The 20,378-nt window shown below is 71.7% G+C and carries 12 protein-coding genes; 9 read left to right on the top strand and 3 right to left on the bottom strand.

Features of this window, described 5'->3' with window-relative positions:
• Positions 1 to 109: 109 nt before the first annotated feature.
• On the top strand, positions 110 to 655 hold the full coding sequence (locus ABKW26_RS08425) for an aromatic ring-opening dioxygenase LigA (RefSeq protein ID WP_348592648.1): 546 nt from the start codon (positions 110 to 112) through the stop codon (positions 653 to 655).
• Between the two features lie 98 nt (positions 656 to 753).
• Here the strand turns inward: ABKW26_RS08425 and ABKW26_RS08420 are convergent, their stop codons facing one another.
• Both ABKW26_RS08420 and glgX read right to left on the bottom strand, forming a co-directional pair.
• Positions 754 to 3,729: an AAA family ATPase gene (locus ABKW26_RS08420; RefSeq protein WP_348592646.1), complete on the bottom strand. Its 2,976-nt coding sequence runs from the start codon at positions 3,727 to 3,729 to the stop codon at positions 754 to 756.
• Positions 3,730 to 3,811: 82 nt separating this feature from the next.
• Positions 3,812 to 6,133 carry a glycogen debranching protein GlgX gene (gene glgX / locus ABKW26_RS08415; protein ID WP_348592644.1) on the bottom strand — a complete coding sequence of 774 codons (2,322 nt, stop codon included), beginning with the start codon at positions 6,131 to 6,133 and terminating at the stop codon, positions 3,812 to 3,814.
• Between the two features lie 120 nt (positions 6,134 to 6,253).
• Here glgX and ABKW26_RS08410 point away from each other — a divergent pair, with 120 nt between their 5' ends.
• The 7 genes from ABKW26_RS08410 (at position 6,254) to ABKW26_RS08380 (ending at position 15,409) form a co-directional block, all read left to right on the top strand.
• Positions 6,254 to 7,060 (top strand): electron transfer flavoprotein subunit beta/FixA family protein, encoded by an 807-nt coding sequence (locus tag ABKW26_RS08410; protein WP_348592642.1) that lies wholly within the window; start codon positions 6,254 to 6,256, stop codon positions 7,058 to 7,060.
• A gap of 34 nt (positions 7,061 to 7,094) precedes the next feature.
• Positions 7,095 to 8,102, top strand: a complete 1,008-nt coding sequence (locus ABKW26_RS08405; RefSeq protein ID WP_348592641.1) for an electron transfer flavoprotein subunit alpha/FixB family protein — start codon at positions 7,095 to 7,097, stop codon at positions 8,100 to 8,102.
• A gap of 140 nt (positions 8,103 to 8,242) precedes the next feature.
• A complete protein-coding gene (locus ABKW26_RS08400) occupies positions 8,243 to 10,420 on the top strand; it encodes a PhoX family phosphatase (RefSeq protein ID WP_348592639.1) in 2,178 nt (725 codons plus the stop codon).
• 56 nt (positions 10,421 to 10,476) lie between these two features.
• The gene (locus ABKW26_RS08395) at positions 10,477 to 11,763 is read left to right on the top strand and encodes a cysteine desulfurase family protein (RefSeq protein WP_348592762.1); all 1,287 of its coding nucleotides are present in this window, start codon (positions 10,477 to 10,479) and stop codon (positions 11,761 to 11,763) included.
• Positions 11,760 to 12,920, top strand: a complete 1,161-nt coding sequence (gene mnmA / locus ABKW26_RS08390) for a tRNA 2-thiouridine(34) synthase MnmA (RefSeq protein WP_348592637.1) — start codon at positions 11,760 to 11,762, stop codon at positions 12,918 to 12,920. The genes ABKW26_RS08395 and mnmA overlap by 4 nt, the downstream gene beginning before the upstream one ends.
• On the top strand, positions 12,917 to 13,957 hold the full coding sequence (locus tag ABKW26_RS08385; protein ID WP_348592635.1) for a hypothetical protein: 1,041 nt from the start codon (positions 12,917 to 12,919) through the stop codon (positions 13,955 to 13,957). The genes mnmA and ABKW26_RS08385 overlap by 4 nt, the downstream gene beginning before the upstream one ends.
• 90 nt (positions 13,958 to 14,047) lie before the next feature.
• The gene (locus ABKW26_RS08380) at positions 14,048 to 15,409 is read left to right on the top strand and encodes an MFS transporter (protein ID WP_348592633.1); all 1,362 of its coding nucleotides are present in this window, start codon (positions 14,048 to 14,050) and stop codon (positions 15,407 to 15,409) included.
• 54 nt (positions 15,410 to 15,463) lie between these two features.
• Here ABKW26_RS08380 and ABKW26_RS08375 read toward each other — a convergent pair whose 3' ends face one another.
• Positions 15,464 to 17,587 carry a prolyl oligopeptidase family serine peptidase gene (locus tag ABKW26_RS08375; RefSeq protein WP_348592631.1) on the bottom strand — a complete coding sequence of 708 codons (2,124 nt, stop codon included), beginning with the start codon at positions 17,585 to 17,587 and terminating at the stop codon, positions 15,464 to 15,466.
• Positions 17,588 to 17,803: 216 nt separating this feature from the next.
• Here ABKW26_RS08375 and ligA point away from each other — a divergent pair, with 216 nt between their 5' ends.
• The gene (gene ligA, locus ABKW26_RS08370; RefSeq protein WP_348592760.1) at positions 17,804 to 19,990 is read left to right on the top strand and encodes an NAD-dependent DNA ligase LigA; all 2,187 of its coding nucleotides are present in this window, start codon (positions 17,804 to 17,806) and stop codon (positions 19,988 to 19,990) included.
• Positions 19,991 to 20,378: the final 388 nt, after the last annotated feature.

The raw sequence follows: 20,378 nt of genomic DNA, 5'->3' as shown, positions 1-20,378 counted from the left end.
AGTGAGTCTTAAGTCCCGGAGAACTGCACCTCAGTGCCCATACGGTTGTCTCATCGCCGCACAGCGAACCGGGATACCGAAAGCCCGGAAAATACTGAGGGGTATTGAAATGTCGAGCACCGTTACGTCCCGCAAGCCCATCGCCATCATCGCGATCCTCTCCATGGTCGCCGGCCTCGTCCTCGTCATCGCCGGTGGCGTGGTCTGGGGAATGATCTCGTCGCAGCTCAAGGCCGAAGAGATCACCGTCTCCGCCGTCAGCGACGAGGAGCCCGGCGCACTCGCCGGCAAGCCCGTCGCCGGCCCGTTCACCGCCTTCGCCCAGGCCAACGCCATCAACGAGCACGCACTCGCCGGCAGCGACGGCAAGACGTACGCGGAGATCGGTGCAGAGGTCGCCGCACTCAAGGCCGCCGACGCCGAGGGCAACGCTGACGAGATCGAGGCGCTCGGCGAGCAGCGCACCACCGTGATGAACGGCTCCTTCCTCCGGGCGTCGCTCTTCACCTCGGTCGTCGCCTACGGAGTCTCCGCGCTGGTCATGGGACTGGGCGTCATGTTCATCCTCCTCGGCTGGAGCCAGTGGCTCCTCGCCCAGGCCCGCTCCGAGAACGTCGCTACCGCGACCCGCGAGCCCGTGGCCGCTGCGGTCTGACCGACCAGCAGCTCGCACGACACGCACGACGAGGGCCCCGCCGGACGGCGGGGCCCTCGTCGTGCGTGCGCCATCGACCGTGGGAGGTCGACCGTGCGTCAGAGGGGGAGGAGGGCGTCGGCCCGAGCGATGGCTACCGCCTCGGTGCGGTTGCTCGCGCCGAGCTTGGCGAGGATGTTCGACACGTGCACGCTGACGGTCTTCGGGCTGATCGACAGGAGCCGGGCGATGTCCGTGTTCGACCGGCCGGTGCCGACGAGCGTGAGGATCTCGACCTCGCGGGAGGTGAGGGCGGGGCGGTAGGGGCTCGTGCTGCCGGCGGAGCCCCTGCGGGTGCCGAGCTCCGCGAGCTCGCGGAGAAGGGGACGGGCCTGGAGGCGCCGAGCGGTGTCGTAGGCCTCGGAGAGGACGCGCCCCGCCTCCTCGATCCGACCGGCGTCCTGGAGGGCGGAGCCCAGGCGTGCCCGCGACCTCGCCGACTCGAAGACGTTCCCCATGGCGTCGAAGGCGGCGACCGAGGCTTCCCACGTCGTCACGAGGGTCGCCTCGTCCGGCCCGTCGCGCTCGGTCCGCCGCCGCGCCTGGGTGTGCTCGGCGACGAGCCGGTCCCACCAGGCCAGCCCTTCCGGGCCGAACGGCTGGGGGCGCGACGCCACGTCGGCCATGACGGCCTGTGCGTCGACGAGGACAGCGTCCCGCACTGTCGTCAGCACCGCCAGGTCCGCCCCCGGCCGTCGGGCGGCGGCGGAGATCTGGCCGAGGAGGAGTGCTCCGAGCCGGATCTGCGCATGGAACGCGTCGACCTGCCACAGGACTCTCAGGGTGCGGACCGCGTCGTCGTGGACCTCGACGGCCCCCTCGAGGTCACCGGCGGCACCGTGCAGGTCGATCGCTGCGGCTGCGGCGAGGACCGCGACGAGACCGTCGCGCTCCCACCACGGACGCAGGTGAGGGACGAGGTCGAGGGCGGTTGCGTCGCCGCGACCCGCGGCGACCTGGAGCCCGACGGCGGCGAGCAGCGCCTCGGCGATCGGGGGTGGGGACTCGCCGGTCACGTCGACGATCCGGAGAGCGAGGTCCCACCGGCCGAGGATGTGGGCGCTGATGCCGGCGAGCAGCCGTGAGTCGAGCCCGAAGGGGGCCCAGGGGCGGGCCGTCTCGTGCGCGCGTCGGGTGGCGAACCGGTAGGCGTCGAGGGCCTCGTCGTACCGGCCCGCCTCGAAGTGCAGCCCGCCGAGGTGGTGCAGCCCGCGCAGCTCGGCCAGGCTGTCGCCCTCGGCGCGGGCCTGGGCGACGGTCTGCTCGAACACCGTCCGGGCGCTCGACGGGTCGCCCGCCCACTCGTCGAGCCGTGCGAGGGTGGTGGTGGCGTCGGTGACGACCTGCGACAACCCCAGCTGCGCGCCGAGGCGGCGCGCTTCGCTCGCCCACCGGCGGGCCTCGTCGCTCCGCTGCCAGTCGGCGGTCGCGCGCGCGTGGATGCTCAGCAGCCGTGCGCGCAGCGGTGTGTCGCCCGCAGGGAGCAGGGCCATCGCCTCGGTCGTCGCGTCGACGGCGTGGACGGTGCTGTCGGTGAGGAGCGCCGCGCCCGCGAGGGCGACGAGGAGCGCGGTGCGGTCGCTCGGCTCAGCGTCCGCGGGGAGGCTGGTGAGGGCGTCCTCGACGAGGGCGAGGGCACGGTGCAGGTTCCCGGCGGCGACGAGCGCGTCGCAGGCCTTCGTCGTCAGTGCCACCGCATCGACGGCCGAGGCGTCCTGTGGCCTGGCGCGCAGCAGGTCGAGGGCGGTCTGGTAGTGCTGCGCGGCCTCGTCGGGCCCACCGACACGCATGGCGTCGTCGCCCGCGACGATGCTCGCGGCGAGAGCCGTCTCGGTGTCGTGGGCGTTCCGAGCGTGGCGGGCGAGCTCGGCCGCCGTGCCGTTGGCTCCGTGCCGGGTCAGTGCTGCGGCGTACGCGCCGTGCAGGCGTGACCGCTCGCCCGGCAGGAGGTCGTCGTAGATGGCCTCGGCCAGGAGTGCGTGCCGGAACCCGTATCCGTCGTGGCCGATCGCGACCAGGACGTGGGCGTCCACGGCGGCGCGCAGAGCTGCGTCGAGGGTCGCGGGGTCGAGTCCCGCTACCTCGGCCAGGAGCGCGTGCGGGACGCGGCGCCCACCGCACGCCACGGCCCGCGTCACCTCGCGGGCTGCCCCCTCGAGCTGGTCGAGATGGACGAGGAGCAGGCTCGCGAGGTCGTCCGGGAGCCGGTCTGTGCTCGTGGGGGCGGCTGCGACGAGCTCTTCGGCGAAGAAGGCGTTCCCTTCCGCGCGCGTGACGATGGCGTGCATCCGGTGCTCCGTGAGCGGCGCGGGGGCGAGCGACCGGACGATCGCGCGGACCGCGGCGTCCGGGAGGGGGTCGAGCGTGCAGCGGACCAGGCGGGGGAGCCGCGACCACTCGGCGACCGTGGGGCGCAGCGGGTGCTTGCGGTGCAGGTCCTCGCCCCGGTAGGAGACGACGATCGAGACGTGGTGAGCGAAGCCCCGGGTGAAGAGGTACCCGAGGAGCTCGCACGTCGAGCGGTCGGCCCAGTGGAGGTCCTCGACGGTGAGGAGGACGGGAACGTCCTGGGCGAGGCCGTCGAGCGCAGCGTGCACCGCGTCGAAGAGGGCGACACGGTCGGTGTTCACCGACTCGCCGGCCGCCAGGTGGGAGAGGATGCGGCGCGCCGGGTGCAGACGCTCGAGCGAGGTGCGGGCGCCGCCGGTGCCGACGGGACCGTCGGCACCGGCGCCCGGTGACCCGGGAGCGTCCAGCCCAGGCTCGCGCTGGCCGAGGATCTCCGTGAACGGGAGGTAGGGCAACGCGCTGTCGCCGAGGTCGACGCAGTGGCCCACGAGGACGCGCCAGCCCTCCGCGCGCGCGTGGGCGTGCAGCTCGGTGAGCAGGCGGGTCTTGCCGACGCCGGCGTCGCCGGCGAGGAGCACCGCGTCCGCCGTGCGCGGCGCACCCTCGAGGCCGAGCAGCGCCTCGAGGTGTGCGAGCTCGTCGGCGCGCCCGACGAGCGATCGCGGCGGCGCGTCGTGGGGCAGCATCTCACCATGATGGACCGGTCCACCGACATCGTCACCGGGATGTCTGGGGCAACGCCGCACGTGGCACCTCAGGTGCAGGACCTCAGGCGTCGGCGACGCCCGGAGCGTCCTGCGGAGGGAAGGCGAGGTAGACCTGCGTCGAGAGCGGCTGGAGCTGGACGAGGGCTCCGGCAGCGAGCTCGCCCGTCCCCTGGCTCGCACCGTCAGCCGACTGCCCGTTCTCGTCGTCCCCGTCGCCGTCCGCAGGGTTCTCCCACGCGCTGTCCCACGCCAGCGTCCAGGTGCGGGTGCTGTTGCCGTCTCCCGCGAGGTGGACGTGGGCGTCGTCGAGCGTGCCGTTGACCACGAGGAGGACGTGCGCCTCGTCGCGCGGAGCGCCGGGCGCCCGGCGTCCGCGACGCAGCATCTGGAGGGTACGGACCTCACGGTCGTGCCACAGCGCGTGGGTGACGTGCTGCCCGCGGCTGTCGTACCACGCCAGGTCCGGCTGGTCGGGGCCGTCGAGGGGCGCAGGGCTCCCGAGGAAGAACTCGTCGGCTCGCAGGGCCGCGTGCTCCCGGCGCAGCGCCAGCAGGTAGCGCGTGGTGTCGAGAAGGTCCTTGCGCCACGGCGACAGGTCCCAGCTGACCCACGAGATCTCGTTGTCCTGGCAGTAGGCATTGTTGTTGCCGCGCTGGGTGCGTCCCATCTCGTCCCCGGCGGTGATCATCGGGGTTCCGGCGGAGAGCAGGAGCGTCCCGAGGAGGTTGCGGACGGACCGGCGGCGCATCGGGGCGATCTCCATCCCCACGGAGTCGGCCTGGACGGGTCCCTCGATCCCGTGGTTCCACGACCTGTTGTCGTTGCTGCCGTCCTGTCCGTTCTCGCCGTTCGCCTGGTTGTGCTTGTGCTCGTAGGCGACGAGGTCGGCGAGGGTGAAGCCGTCGTGCGCGGTGATGTAGTTGATCGAGGCGACCGGCCCGCGGACGTGGGGTGGGTCGCTGTGGCCGAAGAGGTCGGCGGAACCGGCGAGCCGGGTCGCGAGCTCCCGGATGCCGTGACCGGGGCGGCCGTGCGCGGCCTGTGCAGGGTCGGAGAGCCAGAAGGACCGCACCGCGTTGCGGAACCGGTCGTTCCACTCGGCCATCGGCGGTGGGAAGTGGCCTGTCTGCCAGCCGCCCATCCCGACGTCCCACGGCTCGGCGACGAGCTTGAGCCGGCTGAGGAGCGGGTCTGTCTGGAGGGCGACGAGGAACGGGTGGTTCGTCGTGAACCCGGCGCTGTCGCGCCCGAGCGTCACGGCGAGGTCGAACCGGAAGCCGTCCACGCCGATCTCCTGCGCCCAGTAGCGCAGCGAGTCGAGCGCCATCTGGACGACGCGCGGTCGGCGGAAGTCGAGCGAGTTCCCGCAGCCCGTGACGTCGACGAGCATGGCGGGGGAGCCGCCGTCGTGCAGGTAGTAGGCCGAGCTGTCGAGTCCTCGCCAGGAGACGTGCTGTCCGGGCGCGCCACCCTCGGAGGTGTGGTTGTACACGACGTCGAGGATGACCTCGATGCCTGCCGCGTGGAGCAGGTGGACCATGCCCTTGACCTCGTCGAGGACGGCGCCCGGCCCGGCCTCCTGGGCGGCGCGGGTGGCGTAGTCGGCGTGCGGGGCGAAGAAGCCGAGGGTGTTGTAGCCCCAGTAGTTGGTCAGCCCCTTGGCCACGAGGTGCGGCTCGTCGGCGAACGCGTGGATCGGCAGGAGCTCGACGGTGGTGATCCCGAGATCGCGGAGGTGCTGGATGGTCGCGGGGTGAGCCAGTCCTGCATAGGTGCCGCGGAGGTGCTCGGGGACGGCGTCGAGCTGGCGCGTGAGACCACGGACGTGCGCCTCGTAGATGACGGTGTCCCGCCACGGGACGTGCGGACGGGACACCGGCGGGTGGCCGACGCGCGGCGCGACGACGACGGAGTGCGGCACGTGCGCGAGCGAGTCCCGGTCGTCTGCCGGACCGCACGGGTCTCCGGTCACGCCGCCCGTGGAGGGATGGCCGTCGGCGACGTGCCCGTACGTGACGGGCCCGAAGTCGAGCTCGCCGACGAGGCCGCGCGCGTAGGGGTCGACGAGGAGCTTGGCCGGGTTGTGCCGCAGCCCCGCGTGCGGGTCCCAGGCGCCGTGGGTGCGGAACCCGTACCGCTGACCCTCGCGGACGCCGGGCACGAACCCGTGCCACACCCCGTAGCTCTTCTCCACGAGCGGGATGCGGCGCTCCGTGTACGACGGCGCGTCGTCCGCCCCGGTCGGCGGAGCGGGGTCGACGAGGCAGAGGTCGACGCCCGTGGCGTGCGAGGCGAGCACGGCGACACGCACTCCGTCGCCCTCGAGATGGACTCCGAACGGAGGGACGGGACTGTGTGCGGATCCGCCTGATGGTTCGGTCATGGAGACAATTCTCGCTCGTCTCCGTCCTGCTCGTGCACACGTGGACCGGTCGAGGGATCGTCGTGGCGGCGTTGTAGGCTGCATGCGGTCGTGTCGCGATGGAAGAGAGAGCTGCTTGCCATGAGGATCGTCGTTCCGGTGAAGCATGTCCCGGACATCCACTCGAATCGTCAGTTCAGCGCCGACGGCCGCGTCGCGCGCGGAGCCGACGAGGGCACCCTCAACGAGCTCGACGAGAACGCGATCGAGGCTGCGCTGCAGCTCGTCGAGGCGCTCGGCGAGGAGGGTCGTGCGGCGAGCGAGGTCGTCGCGCTCACCGTCGGGCCGGTCGAGGCCGACGCCGCGCTGCGCAAGGCGTACCAGCTGGGCGTCGACAGCGCGGTCCGGCTGACGGACGACGCGCTCGCAGGCTCGGACGTCTTCGGGACGGCGGCCGCGATCGCGGCTGCGGTGCGCACCCTCGCGCAGACCGGACCCGTGGACCTCGTCATCACCGGGATGGCTGCGCTCGACGGCCTCGGTTCCGTGGTGCCGGCGTTGCTCTCCGCCGAGCTCGAGCTCCCGCAGCTCACCCTCGCGTCGCGCCTGTCGGTCGCCGACGGCCAGGTCGAGATCGACCGCGACCTCGATGGCGTGACAGAGACGCTCACAGCGCCTCTCCCGGCCGTGGTGAGCGTCACCGACCACGTGAACACCCCCCGCTACCCGAACTTCAAGCTCATCATGGCGGCGCGGTCGAAGGAGATCGTGGCCTGGGACCTCGCCGCTGTCGGCCTCGCCGCCGGCACCGTGGGGGAGGCCGGGGCTCGCGCGCGCGTCGTCTCCAGCGCGCCGCGGCCGCCACGTGAGCCCGCCGAGCTCGTGGTGGACAAGGGCGAGGGCGGTCGCGCCCTCGCCGACTACCTCATCCGCAACGACCTTGTCTGAATCCACCGTGCCTGAACCACGAAACGGGACTGAAATGGCTGATCCGCGTGGCGCTCGAAGCGTCCTCGTCCTGCTCGACACCCCGGCGGAGGGCCTGCGCTCACCGGCGCTCGAGCTGCTGACGCTCGCCCGGACGCTCGGCCCGACGACGGCGGTCGCACTGAGCGACCCGAGCAGCGAGACGCTGTCGGACCTCTCCGCCCACGGCGTCGACCGGGTGCTCGTCGCCGACCTCGGCACGCTGGACCCGTCCGTCGTCCACCTGACGCCGGTCGCCGCCGAGGCGCTCGAGGTGGCGCTCGTTGCGGCCGGTGCCGACGTCGTCCTTCTCTCGTCGTCCTTCGTCAACAGGGAGGTCGCGGCCCGGCTCGCCCGCGCGACACGGTCTGGTCTCGTGCTCGACGTCGCCGAGGTGTCCGAGGCGACGGAGGCCGGCGGCCTCGTCGGGTCGAAGCGTGTCTTCGCCGGTTCGTGGGACGTGTCCTGCGCCGTGACGACGCCCGTGGCGGTCTTCACCGTGCGTCCGAACGCCGTGGTCCCCGCCGTGGCTGCGGAGCCGAGCGAGGTGCAGGTCGAGCGCTTCGCGGTCTCGCCCGGCCCTGCGGCCACCGCCGCGTCGCTCGTCGCGCGGGTGCAGCACGAGGCGCCGCCCGGAGGCGCGGGTCGTCCTGCGCTCGCCGAGGCGGCGTACGTCGTCGCCGGCGGTCGAGGCACCCTGGGAGACTTCGGTCCCGTCGAGGACCTGGCGGACGCGCTCGGGGCAGCGGTCGGCGCGACGCGCGACGCCGTGGACGAGGGCTGGGTGGGACACGACGCGCAGATCGGTCAGACGGGTGTGACGATCGCCCCGCGGGTGTACATCGGTGCTGGGATCTCTGGCGCACCGCACCACCGCGGTGGCATGCAGGCCTCGGGAGTCATCATCGCGGTGAACAACGACCCGGACTCGCCCATCTTCGAGATCGCCGACTTCGGCGTCGTCGGCGACCTCGCCGACGTGCTCCCGCAGGCTGCAGAGGAGATCCGCCGTCACAAGGGGTGACCGGCCCGAGGGGGGAGCATCCGACGGGTTTGGGTGGTTTCATCCGGTGTTCACCTTCCGTCCACCATGGGACGGACGAGTGATAACGATCGGCGCATAGCGTTCGCGAGGTCCGTCCCGCTCCTCGACTGGAGAACGCCATGACGATCTCGTCACCCCCTGCCCGCTCGCTCCTGCCGATGGCATCCCACACGCAGGGGAAGCGCAGCGCCGTCACCTGCCACCTCAAGTGCGCCGACGCCTGCTTCCACCCCGTCCCCAACCGCAGCGCGAACGAGTACTTCCGTGACGTCGCGGAACGCGCGCTCAGCCGTCGGGCGGTCCTCGGAGGGGCGGCCGTCGGCGCGGTGGCCATCGCGGTCGGACCGTCGGTGGTTCCCGGCGCTGCGGTCGCCGCTCCGCTCGACGCGAAGGGTGGCGGCAGCGGCCGCGGCCTGGCGTTCGGCGCCATCCCCGCCCAGGCGGCGACGGTCGACGCGTTCACCGTCCCGGCCGGCTACCGGTGGAGCCCGATCATCCGCTGGGGCGACCCGGTCCTCGCCGGCGGTGCAGCGTTCGACGCCGCAGCCCAGAGCGCCGAGCAGCAGCTCCTGCAGTTCGGCTACAACAACGACTATCTCGACATTCTCCCGCTCGACGACACCCGTGGTGTGGCCTTCTGGAACGGCACGGGCCAGGAGTTCGGGCGGACGCGTCAGAAGGGTCGTGGCCGCAACAGCGACCCGAAGGGACGCGACGCGGCGCGCAAGGCGCTGCTCGTCGCGAACCACGAGTACGTCAACCCGGCGATCATGTTCGAGCCCACGAGCGACCCGGCAGCCCTCGCCGAGCAGCGGCGGATCCAGATGGCGGCGCAGGGGATGGCCGTCGTGGAGCTCACCCGCAAGCGCAAGACGAAGCCGTGGGTGTACTCCCCGGTGAGCAGGTACAACCGTCGGATCCACACGGGGACGGCCTTCGAGGTCGACGGCCCGGCTGCGGGCTCGCCCCTCATGACGACGGTCGCGGACCCCGCCGGTCGCACTGTCCTCGGCACGCTCGGCAACTGTGCCGGCGGCACCACGCCGTGGGGCACCGTCCTGTCCGGCGAGGAGAACTTCAACGGCTACTTCCGCACCGCCGGGACGTCGGACGCGGACAAGCGCTACGGCCTGCGGGACGCGGAGACGTCCGGTGGTTGGGAGCACCTCGACCCGCGCTTCGACGCCCGCAACCCCGGCTACGAGAACGAGCCGAACCGCTTCGGCTGGATCGTCGAGGTCGACCCCTACGAGCCCGAGACGCCACCGGTCAAGCACACCGCTCTCGGTCGCTTCAAGCACGAGGGCGCGAACGTCCTCCTCGCGCCCTCGGGCCAGGCCGTCGCCTACATGGGTGACGACGAGCGCTTCGACTACCTGTACAAGTTCGTCTCGACGAGCACCATGCGCAACGGTGCGTCGAAGAAGGACCGCGCGTTCAACCGGACGCTCCTCAGCCAGGGCTCGCTGTACGTCGCGCGCTTCACCGGTGACTCGCCGGCGGCAGAGATCGACGGAACGGGTTCGCTCCCGTCCGACGGTGCGTTCGACGGCACGGGGGAGTGGCTGGCGCTGACGATCGACGGTGTGAGCCAGGTCCCGGGCTTCGACGACGCCTCCGTGCTCGTGAACGCGCGCCTCGCGGCCGACGCGCTCGGCGCCACGAAGATGGACCGCTGCGAGGACGTCGAGCCGAGCCCGACGACTGGTCGCGTGTACGTGGAGTGCACGAACAACACGGACCGTGGCAAGGCGGGCAAGGAGGGGGCGACCGAGGTCAACCCGCGCCTGAGCAACCGTGACGGTCACGTGGTAGAGATCGCGGAGACCGGCGACGATGCGACGGCGACGACGTTCTCCTGGAATCTCCTGCTCGTGTGCGGCGACCCGGCGAAGAACGTCTCGACGTACTTCGCAGGGTTTCCGCGCGAGAAGGTCTCACCCATCTCGTGCCCGGACAACGTCGCGTTCGACGACTCGGGCAACCTGTGGATCTCCACGGACGGTCAGCCCGGGACGATCGGGTACGCGGACGGTCTCTTCAAGGTCCCGCTCGAGGGGAAGGACCGTGGGCGGGTCCAGCAGTTCCTCGCGGTGCCGGTCGACGCAGAGACCTGCGGGCCGGTGATCCACGAGGACGACGAGATGGTCTTCGTCGCCGTGCAGCACCCGGGTGAGGACGGGACGGTGGCCGCGCCGCGGTCGTTCTTCCCGGACTATGTCCCCGCTGGCGTGACGCCGGGACCGGGCCAGTCGTCCGGTCCGCGGCCGTCGGTCGTCCAGGTGTGGAAGGCCTGAGCCCGGGCTCCGCGGTGTGAGGGGTCGAGAGGTGCCGGGTGGCGTGCGACACGACGATGCGTCGTCACCCGGCACGGCTCGTAGACTGGGTCATCGTGACTCCTCCCCGCTCCGCCTATCTCGACCACGCTGCGACGACCCCCATGTCGTCGGCCGCGATCGAGGCGTACACAGAGCAGCTGGCTGTCACCGGGAACCCGTCCTCTCTGCACGCGGCCGGGCGAGGTGCCCGACGTGTGGTCGAGGAGTCCCGGGAGCAGCTCGCGGCGGCGATCGGCGCCCGGCCCAGCGAGGTCATCTTCACGGGTGGGGGTACGGAGGCGGACAACCTCGCGATCAAGGGGTTGTTCTGGGCGCGCAGGGTCGCGCACCCGGAACGGCGCCGCATCCTCATCTCTGCCGTCGAGCACCACGCCGTGCTGGACCCGGCGTTCTGGATGGCCGAGCACGCGGGAGCGGAGATCGTCCTCCTCGCGGTGGACGCGGCCGGCGTGGTCGACGTCGCTGCACTGCGCGCAGAGCTCGCGGCGCACGCGGACGAGACGGCGCTCATCAGCATCATGTGGGCGAACAACGAGGTGGGGACGATCCAGCCCGTGGGCGAGGTGGTCGCCGCCGCTCGCAGCCACGGCATCCCCGTGCACTCGGACGCCGTCCAGGCGGTGGGCCACGTCCCGGTGGACTTCGCGGCGAGCGGTCTCGACGCGTTGACGGTCAGCGCACACAAGCTCGGGGGCCCGGTCGGTGTGGGGGCTCTGGTCGCGAAGCGGACGCTCGACCTCACGCCCGTGCTCCACGGCGGCGGCCAGGAGCGCGGGGTGCGCTCGGGGACGCTCGACGCGGCCGGCATCCGCTCCTTCGCGGTCGCGGTGAGCGAGGCCGTCGCCGCCGTCCCGGAGACCTCCGAGCGGCTGACGCGCTTGCGTGACCGACTCGTGGCAGGTGTCCGTGCCGCCGTCCCGACAGCGACGCTGCGGGGTCCTGAACCGTCGGGCGACGGCGACGAGCACCGTCTTCCGGGGAACGCGCACTTCACCTTCGCCGGGTGCGAGGGCGACTCCTTGCTCTACCTGCTGGACTCCGCCGGGGTCCAGTCGTCGACCGGCTCGGCGTGCCAGGCGGGCGTCCCGCAGCCGTCCCACGTCCTGCTGGCCATGGGCGTGGGCGAGGACGACGCCCGCGGCGCGCTGCGCTTCTCTCTCGGCGAGACGTCGACGGACGCGGACGTCGACCTCCTGCTGGAGGTCCTCCCGGACGTGGTCGCGCGGGCGTCGGCGGCGGGTCTCGCGTCGGCAGGTCTCGGGACCAGCCGCAACCGTAGTTCTCAGGAGGTGCACCCATGAGGGTTCTCGCAGCGATGTCCGGCGGAGTCGACTCTGCCGTGGCGGCCGCTCTGGCGGTCGAGGCGGGCCACGACGTCGTGGGCGTCCACATGGCGTTGTCGCGCAACCGCGACCAGTTCCGCAGCGGGTCGCGCGGGTGCTGCTCCATCGAGGACGCGGGCGACGCGCGCCGTGCCGCCGACATCCTCGGCATCCCGTACTACGTGTGGGACCTCTCGGAAAAGTTCGAGGACACCGTCGTGGCGGACTTCCTGTCCGAGTACGCGGCCGGGCGGACACCGAACCCGTGCGTGCGGTGCAACGAGCACATCAAGTTCGAGGCGCTGCTCGACAAGGCGACGGCGCTCGGCTTCGACGCGGTCGCGACGGGCCACTACGCCCAGGTGGTCACGCGCCAGACGGCCGACGGCGAGGAGGTCCGCGAGCTGCACCGCTCACCGAACACCCCCAAGGACCAGTCCTACGTGCTCGCGGTCATGGGACCAGAGCGGTTGCGCCGGGCGATGTTCCCGCTCGGACACTTCGCCACGAAGGACGAGGTGCGTGCCGAGGCGGCCGCGCGGGGACTGAGCGTCTCGACCAAGCCGGACTCGTACGACATCTGCTTCGTCGCGGACGGCGACACGCAGGGCTTCCTCCGCGACCACCTCGGCTCCAAGCCCGGCGCGATCGTCGATGCGGACGGGCGCCAGGTCGGTGAGCACGACGGCGCGTACTCGTACACCGTCGGCCAGCGCAAGGGGCTGGCTCTCGGGCGCCCGGCAGCCGACGGGAGGCCGCGCTACGTCCTCGACGTCCAGCCGGTGACGAACACGGTCGTCGTGGGTCCGGCCGAGCTCCTCTCGGTCGACCACGTCGAGGGTGAGAAGACGATCTGGCTCGCCGAGGACGTCCTCGTCGCCGCGGGTCTCGAGGCGCAGGGCTCCGGCTGGTTCGACGCGACGGTCCAGGTCCGTGCGCACGGCGAGCCGGTTCCCGCCCGGGTGCGGGCCGTCGGGGCGGCGGGCATGGAGGTGGACCTCGTCGGGACGACGCTCCGTGGCGTCGCAGCCGGCCAGTCCCTCGTCGCATACTCGGGCACGCGCGTGCTCGGTCAGGCGACGGTGACGAGCTCCGCACGCCTCGCGGCGCACGCGGGACGGGCCTCCACGCCGTGACGGGTGCGAGCGGTCCCGGAGCGTGGCCCGGGCACGAGCCGCTCGAGGCGCAGATGGTTGTGCTCGGTGACCTCTCCGAGGCGCCCGAGGGAGTGACAGGTCTACCGTTCCTCACGCAGCTCTCGGGGCGTGGGCCAGGAGCGGAGCCGGTCGCCCGCACGGCGGCGCTGCTGCTCGAGATGCCGGTCGAGCTCGGCCCGCACGGGTGGAAGCTCGCTGACCACGACGGCATGGACAGCGACCGGGCGAGGTCTTTCCTCCGGGAGGACCTCGGCGCTCTCGCGATCGCGGCGTACGAGTACGTGGGGCCGCTGACGCTCCAGGTGGTCGGGCCGTGGACCCTCGCGGCGACCCTCTACCTCGCGCGGGGCGACCGCGTCCTGTCGGACCGCGGTGCGGTCCGGGCCCTCGCCGAGTCGCTCGCCGGAGGCCTGGCCGAGCACGTCCGTGACATCCGTGCCCAGGTGCCCGGCGCCGACCTCACGGTGCAGGTCCACGAGCCGCTCCTCGGCCAGGTGGCCGCGGGGGTCCTGCCGACCTTCTCCGGCATGTCGCGGCTGCGCCCGGTCGACGGCCCCGATCTCGTCGGTGGTCTGCGACCCGTCCTCGACACGGCCCGCGCGGACGGGGTGACGAGCGTCGTGCACGTCGGCCAGGCGTGGGCGGGCATCGCCCCGGTCGTCCTGGCCGGCGCCGACGGCTTCGGGATGGACCTCGGCCCCGTCGACCAGGGCTGGAACGCGACCGGGTGGGAGCTCGTGGCCCGCGCCGTCGAGCGCGGCACGACCTTCTGGGCCGGCCTGCCGCCGGCGAAGGTCTCTCAGTGTGCCGGGACGGACGTCCGTGGTCTCGCCGACGTGGTGAGTGTGCCGTGGCGGAGGATGGGCCTCCCGGCCTCTGATCTCGCGGACGTCGTCCTCACCGGCGCTGGTGTCGACTCCCGAGGTGTCCCGTCCGGCAGCCCCGACCATGCACGTGGTGCGCTCGGCACGATCGTGCGGGCTGCCGCGATCCTCGCGGAGCGCGCGGCCGACTGACTCGTCGCCCCTGGTCGACGAGCACACCTCGGGCGGCGGACGTCGCGTGGGTGCCCGAGCGGCGCGGGTGTGCGGAGTAGCATCCCCGAGGTGCCCAGCCTCTTCGTCGACACCACGCCCCTCCGTGCGTCGCCGGCCTTCCGGCGCCTGTGGTGGGGGCTCGGGGTGTCGAACCTCGGCGCACAGCTCACGGTCGTCGCCGTCGGCCTCCAGGTCTACGCCCTCACCGGGTCGACGTTCTCCGTCGGCCTCCTCGGGGTGTTCGCGCTCGTCCCGCTCGTCGTGCTCGGCCTCTACGGCGGCGCGCTCGTCGACGCGTACGACCGCCGCACGGTGGCGCTCAGCGCATCCGTCGTGCTCTGGGTCGTGACGATCGCGCTCGCGGCCCAGGCGTGGGCCGGCCTCGACTCCGTGCCGGTGCTCTACGGCCTCGTCGCGCTGCAGTCCGCGGCGTTCGCCGTGAACAACCCCGCCCGGTCGGCGATCATCCCGCGGCTCGTCGAACCCCGACTCCTCCCCGCGGCGAACACGCTCATGACGATCACGTGGAACATCGCGCTCACGCTGGGTCCCCTCTCGGCGGCGCTCGTCGTCGCCCGGTGGGGGTACGGAGCCGTCTACACGCTCGACGTCCTCTGCTTCACGGCTGCGTTGTGGGCCCTCGTCCAGCTGCCGGGGATGCCGCCGGAGCCGTCCGGGGCAGCGGAGGCGCCAGGGGAGCCTGCCGACGGACCGGTCGTCGACGGGGGACCTGGCTCGGTCAGCCGTGGTGGCGGCGCTCGACGCCGGGTCGTCGGCCTGGGCTCCGTCGTCGAGGGGCTGCGGTATCTCGCGACCCGCCCGAACGTCCGTATGACCTTCCTCGTCGATCTCGCCGCCATGATCTTCGCGATGCCACGGGTGCTGTTCCCCGCCGTCGGCGTGGTCGTGCTCGGCGGAGGGGAGGGGACCACGGGAGCGCTCACGGCCGCGCTCGCGGTGGGCGGGCTCCTCGCCGGAGTCTTCTCGGGCGGCCTCACCCGGCTGCACCGCCAGGGTCTCGTCATCATGTGGGCGATCATCTGCTGGGGACTGTCGGTCGCCGGCTTCGGCGTCGTGCTCGTCCTCGCCGGCCGCTCGTACCCGGGCGACGTCCTCGTCGTCGGGCTCGTCGCGGCGCTCGTCATGCTCGTGCTGTGCGGGGCGTCGGACGCGGTGAGCTCGGTGTTCCGCCAGACGATCCTCCAGTCAGCGACACCGGACGACATGCGTGGTCGCCTGCAGGGCGTCTTCATCGTCGTCGTCGCGGGCGGGCCGCGACTCGGGGATCTCGTGCTCGGTGCGCAGGCGACGTGGTGGGGCGAGGGGTGGGCCGCGGTCGTCGGTGGGCTGCTGTGCATCGTCGTGCTGCTCGCTCTCGTGCGCTGGCAGCCCCGCCTGCTCTCCTACGACGCTCGGCACCCCGAACCCTGACCGGGATCCGGTGCGGGGCGTCGGGTGCCGGGCGAGCGAGAGTGGCCAGCGGAGCTATGCGAGCCGTTCCCAGAGGAACCGGTACGCGAGAGCGGACATGTACGCCGCCTGAGCGTTGTTCGCCGCGCCTCCGTGGCCGCCTTCGATGTTCTCGTAGTACGTGACGTCCTTCCCGGCCGCGAGCATCGCCGCGGCGAGCTTGCGGGCGTGCCCTGGGTGCACGCGGTCGTCCTTGGTCGACGTGGTGAACAGGACCGGCGGGTAGGTGCGCTCAGGGTCGAAGAGGTGGTACGGCGAGAAGGTTTTGATGAACTCCCACTGCTCCGGGTCGTCCGGGTCGCCGTACTCGGCCGTCCATGACGCGCCGGCCAGCAGGTGGGAGTAGCGCCGCATGTCGAGGAGGGGGACCTGGACGACGACGGCGCCGAAGAGGTCGGGGTGCTGCGTGAGCATGTTCCCGGTGAGCAGACCACCGTTCGAGCCACCCTGCACGCCGAGGTGCGGCGTCGAGGTCACACCGCGCGCGACGAGGTCCCGCGCGACTGCGACGAAGTCCTCGTAGGCGCGGTGCCGGTGCTGCTTGAGCGCGAGCTGGTGCCAGCGGGGACCGTACTCGCCGCCGCCCCGGATGTTCGCGACGACGTACACGCCGCCCTGCTCGAGCCACGCTCGACCGAGGCCGCCGGAGTAGGAGGGCGTGAGAGAGATCTCGAAGCCGCCGTAGCCGTAGAGGAGCGTGGGCGAGGTCCCGTCGAGCGGCAGGTCCGCCCGACGCACCTCGAAGTAGGGAATCCGTGTCCCGTCCTCGGAGACCGCGAAGTGCTGGTCGATCGTCAGCCCGTCGGTGTCGAAGAACGCGGGCATCGACTTGAGCTCCTCGGGCGTCGAGCCGAGAGGCAGGAGCGAGAGGGTCGTCGGGGTGAGGTAGTCGGTGGTCACGAGCCAGACGTCGTCGGACTCGTCGCTGTCCACCGCGGAGACGTCCACGGTGCCCATCGTGGGCACGCCTGTCAGTGGTCGGCTCGACCAGCGAGGGCCTCCGTCCTCGTCGTCGCGATCGCCGCTACCTGTGCCCTGTGCCGTGGAGGGCGGGGTGAGGACGCGGAGACGGTTGCGCACGTCGTCGAGCACGTTGAGCACGAGGTGGTTCTCGGTCCACGCGGAGCCCGCGAGGCTCGTGGTCGCGGTGGGCTCGAGCAGGACCTCGAACGCACGTGACCCGTCGACGAAGGCGTCGAGACCGGTGACCAGCAGAGAGCCTGCGGCGTAGGTGCACCCGCCGACCGTCCAGTCGTCCCGCAGCTCGACGAGCAACCACTCGCGCTTGATGCCGACCTCGGCGGACGCCGGGACGTCGATCTTCACGAGCTCGTCGCCGCGCAGGAGGTAGAGCTCCGAGCTGTAGAACTCGATTGCCCGCGCGACGAAGTCGCGGACGTACCCGGGGGTGTGGCTGCGGAAGGCGTGGATGTACATGTCGTCCGGCTGCCCTTCGAAGAGGGTCTCTGCGGTCTCGAGAGGAGTGCCGCGGTGCCACCGCTTGACGACTCTCGGATAGCCCGAGGGGGTCATCGTGCCGGGGCCGAAGTCGGTGTAGACGTAGACCGTGTCGTCGTCGACCCAGCCCAGACCACCCTTCGACTCCGGTCGGTAGAATCCGCCGTCCTCAGGTTCGACAAAGGTCAGGGTCACGAGGTCGAGCTCGCGGGTGACGTCCGCGTCGGAGCCACCGCGCGACAGGTCGACGAGCGCGCGCCGGTACTCCGGCCGCAGGACGCTCGCGCCGTGCCACACCCAGCTCTCGCCCTCGGCCTCGGCGAGGGCGTCGAGGTCGAGGACCGTCTCCCACGTGGGCTCGGGCTTGCGGTACTCGTCGAGGGTCGTGCGGCGCCACAGGCCTCGCACGTGCTCGGCGTCCTTCCAGAAGTTGTAGTAGAGCTCGCCGATCTTCGAGACGCCAGGGATCTTCGCGTCGGAGTCGAGGACCGTCCGGACCTGTTCCGTGGTCCGCTCGAACGCGGTGGTCGCTGCGAGGGTCGCTGCGGTCTCGGCGTTGCGCTCGCGAACCCACCCGAGCGCGTCCTCGCCCTCGACCTCCTCGAGCCAGAGGAACGGGTCGTCGGCCGAGGTGACGCTCGCGGAGCCGGTCTCGGGTCGGTGCGGGCGGTCGGTGCTCATGGGCTGGTCCTCCTCGTGGTGCGCCGGGTCGTGCGCGATCGTCCGCGCCGGCGCGGACCCACCCTACGGGCGTGGACCCCTGGCGCGCCGGGACTTCTCGGCGGGCGTCCTCACCGAGCACGACACGCTACGTGCACGCAAGATGGGGACGTGAGCGAGACGACACCTCCGATCCTGACGGCCGAGACCGGCTCGGCCGGCCTCGCGCACGGCAGCGTGAGCGACGCGCGGTCCCGGTGGAAGGACCTCGCGGAGAAGATCGAGGCGCACCAGTTCGCCTACTACGTCCGGGACGCCCCCACCGTCCCTGACGCCGAGTACGACATGCTCCTGCGCGAGATCGAGGCTGTGGAGGCAGAGCACCCGGAGCTGCGTGTCCCGGAGTCGCCGACCCAGCGAGTGGGCGGGACGTTCTCGACCGACTTCACCGCGGTCGACCACGTGGAGCGCATGCTCAGCCTGGACAACGCCTTCGACGAGGCAGAGCTCGCTGCGTGGGCGGAGCGCATCCACAAGGAGGTCGGCGATGCGGAGGTGCACTACCTCTGCGAGGTGAAGATCGACGGGCTCGCCATCTCGCTCGTCTACGAGCGCGGGCGCCTCGTCCGCGCTGTGACGCGTGGCGACGGTCGCACCGGGGAGGACGTCATCCTCAACGCCCGGACGATCGTGAGCATCCCGAGCGTGCTGGGCGGTGATCCGGCGACGCACCCGGAGCTCATCGAGGTGCGCGGCGAGGTCTTCATGCTCGTCGACCAGTTCGACGCGCTCAACGCGGCCCAGGTCGAGGCCGGCAAGGCTCCGTTTGCCAACCCGCGCAACGCGGCGGCCGGGTCGCTCAGACAGAAGGATCCACGCGTCACGGCAGGTCGGCCGTTGCGCATGTACGCCCACGGGGTCGGCGCACTGCGCTGGCCGGATGCGCCGGCGGGTTCGGGCGCGCGCCTCGAACGGCAGTCCGACGCCTATGCGCTCCTCGCCACGTGGGGTGTACCCGTGTCGGGTCACAACCTGGTGGTCGGCACGCTCGACGAGGTGCACGCGATGATCGCGCACTTCGCCGAGCGACGGCACGACATCGAGCACGAGCTGGACGGGATCGTCGTCAAGGTGGACGAGGTCTCGGTGCAGCGGCGCCTGGGCTCGACGAGCCGCGCGCCGCGCTGGGCGATCGCCTTCAAGTACCCGCCGGAGGAAGTCACGACGAAGCTCCTGGACATCCGGGTCAACGTGGGCCGGACCGGTCGAGTGACGCCGTTCGGGTTCATGCAGCCCGCACTCGTCGCCGGCTCGACGGTCGAGCTCGCCACCCTCCACAATGCGAGCGAGGTGCGACGCAAGGGTGTCCTCATCGGTGACACGGTCGTCCTGCGCAAGGCGGGCGACGTCATCCCGGAGATCGTCGGACCGGTCGTCGAGCTCCGTGACGGGACCGAGCGCGCGTTCGTCATGCCGGGTGAGTGCCCCTCGTGCGGGACGGTGCTCGCGCCGGCCAAGGAGGGGGACGTCGATATCCGGTGCCCCAACCAGCGGTCGTGTCCCTCCCAGCTCCGCGAGCGGATCTTCCACCTCGCTGGTCGAGGTGCCTTCGACATCGAGGCGCTCGGCTGGGAGGCGGCGGTCGCGCTCGTGAACCCGGATCAGAACCGGCCGGCGGGTGCGGACGTTCCGCTGCAGGTCCCCGTCCTGGAGAACGAGGCGCGATTCTTCGCCATCACGGTGGACGACCTCCGAGACGTGCTCGTGTGGCGCGAGAAGAGGAAGGCGGGCGAGGGGACCGGGGTCTGGGAGCAGGTGCCGTTCTTCTGGACCAGGGGGAGCGCCAAGGTCCCCCCGAAGCCCACGGCGACCACGACCAAGTTCTTCGACCAGCGTGAGAAGGCCAAGACGCAGCCGCTGTGGCGGGCGCTCGTCGCGCTGTCCATCCGGCACGTGGGACCCACCGCGGCGCGTGCGCTCGCGACAGCCTTCGGCTCGATGGATGCCATCGAGGCTGCGACGCGCGAGGAGCTCTCAGCCACGGAGGGTGTGGGACCAGCCATCGCCGCCGCCGTGACCGAGTGGTTCGGCGAGAAGGGGAGCTGGCGGCGCGGGGTGGTCGACGCCTGGCGCTCGGCCGGTGTGCAGATGCGCGACGAGCGCGACCCGTCGATCACGCGGACGCTGGAGGGGCTCACCGTCGTCGTGACGGGCTCTCTCGACGGGCTCAGCCGCGACGGCGCCAAGGAGGCGATCATCGCGCGGGGTGGACGTGCCTCCGGTTCCGTCTCGAAGAGAACCGACTACGTGGTCGTGGGGGACAACGCGGGGACCAAGGAGACGAAGGCGCGCGAGCTCGGACTCGTCATCCTTGACGAGGCAGGCTTCGTGCGGCTGCTCGAACGAGGGCCGTCCGCGGTCTGACGCCTCGCCAGGGACGGAGGGAGGGGCTCCGTGCCTCGCGCGTGACCGCGGTCACGCGCGAGCGAGTTGACGGCTGCGTTCATGTCCCCGTAATGTTCTGGAAGTCAGCCCGACAGGGAGGCACAGACACCACTGCGAAGCTCGCAAGAGCCGCCGCGAAGTGGCTGGTCCCGGGGTTGGTTCCCATGCTTGTTGTTGGTGGTCGGACTGTGTCCGGTTGTCGGTGTAGCGTGGGGGGCCGGTTTGGTTCTGGTGGTTCGGTTGCCTGTGAGGGTGGTTGGACAGGCGGGATCGGGCAGGTTAGGCTAGAGAGGTTGCCCCGAGTACAGGCTGGAAGGTCTGGAATGGTGAGCGTCCGTTCTTTGAGAACTCAACAGTGTGCTTAATA

Origin of the sequence: Sanguibacter sp. 25GB23B1, assembly GCF_040012415.1 — a bacterium.
Lineage (GTDB): Bacteria > Actinomycetota > Actinomycetes > Actinomycetales > Cellulomonadaceae > Sanguibacter.
Note: the sequence above shows the minus strand (reverse complement) of the source record. Positions and strands in the feature narration are given on the sequence as shown.

What these genes read in the sequence shown, in the direction of transcription:
- ABKW26_RS08425 (WP_348592648.1), top strand. Translation starts at nt 110, where the DNA reads ATGTCGAGCACCGTTACGTCCCGCAAGCCCATCGCCATCATCGCGATC.
- ABKW26_RS08420 (WP_348592646.1), bottom strand. Translation starts at nt 3,729, where the DNA reads ATGCTGCCCCACGACGCGCCGCCGCGATCGCTCGTCGGGCGCGCCGAC.
- glgX (WP_348592644.1), bottom strand. Translation starts at nt 6,133, where the DNA reads ATGACCGAACCATCAGGCGGATCCGCACACAGTCCCGTCCCTCCGTTC.
- ABKW26_RS08410 (WP_348592642.1), top strand. Translation starts at nt 6,254, where the DNA reads ATGAGGATCGTCGTTCCGGTGAAGCATGTCCCGGACATCCACTCGAAT.
- ABKW26_RS08405 (WP_348592641.1), top strand. Translation starts at nt 7,095, where the DNA reads ATGGCTGATCCGCGTGGCGCTCGAAGCGTCCTCGTCCTGCTCGACACC.
- ABKW26_RS08400 (WP_348592639.1), top strand. Translation starts at nt 8,243, where the DNA reads ATGACGATCTCGTCACCCCCTGCCCGCTCGCTCCTGCCGATGGCATCC.
- ABKW26_RS08395 (WP_348592762.1), top strand. Translation starts at nt 10,477, where the DNA reads ATGCGTCGTCACCCGGCACGGCTCGTAGACTGGGTCATCGTGACTCCT.
- mnmA (WP_348592637.1), top strand. Translation starts at nt 11,760, where the DNA reads ATGAGGGTTCTCGCAGCGATGTCCGGCGGAGTCGACTCTGCCGTGGCG.
- ABKW26_RS08375 (WP_348592631.1), bottom strand. Translation starts at nt 17,587, where the DNA reads ATGAGCACCGACCGCCCGCACCGACCCGAGACCGGCTCCGCGAGCGTC.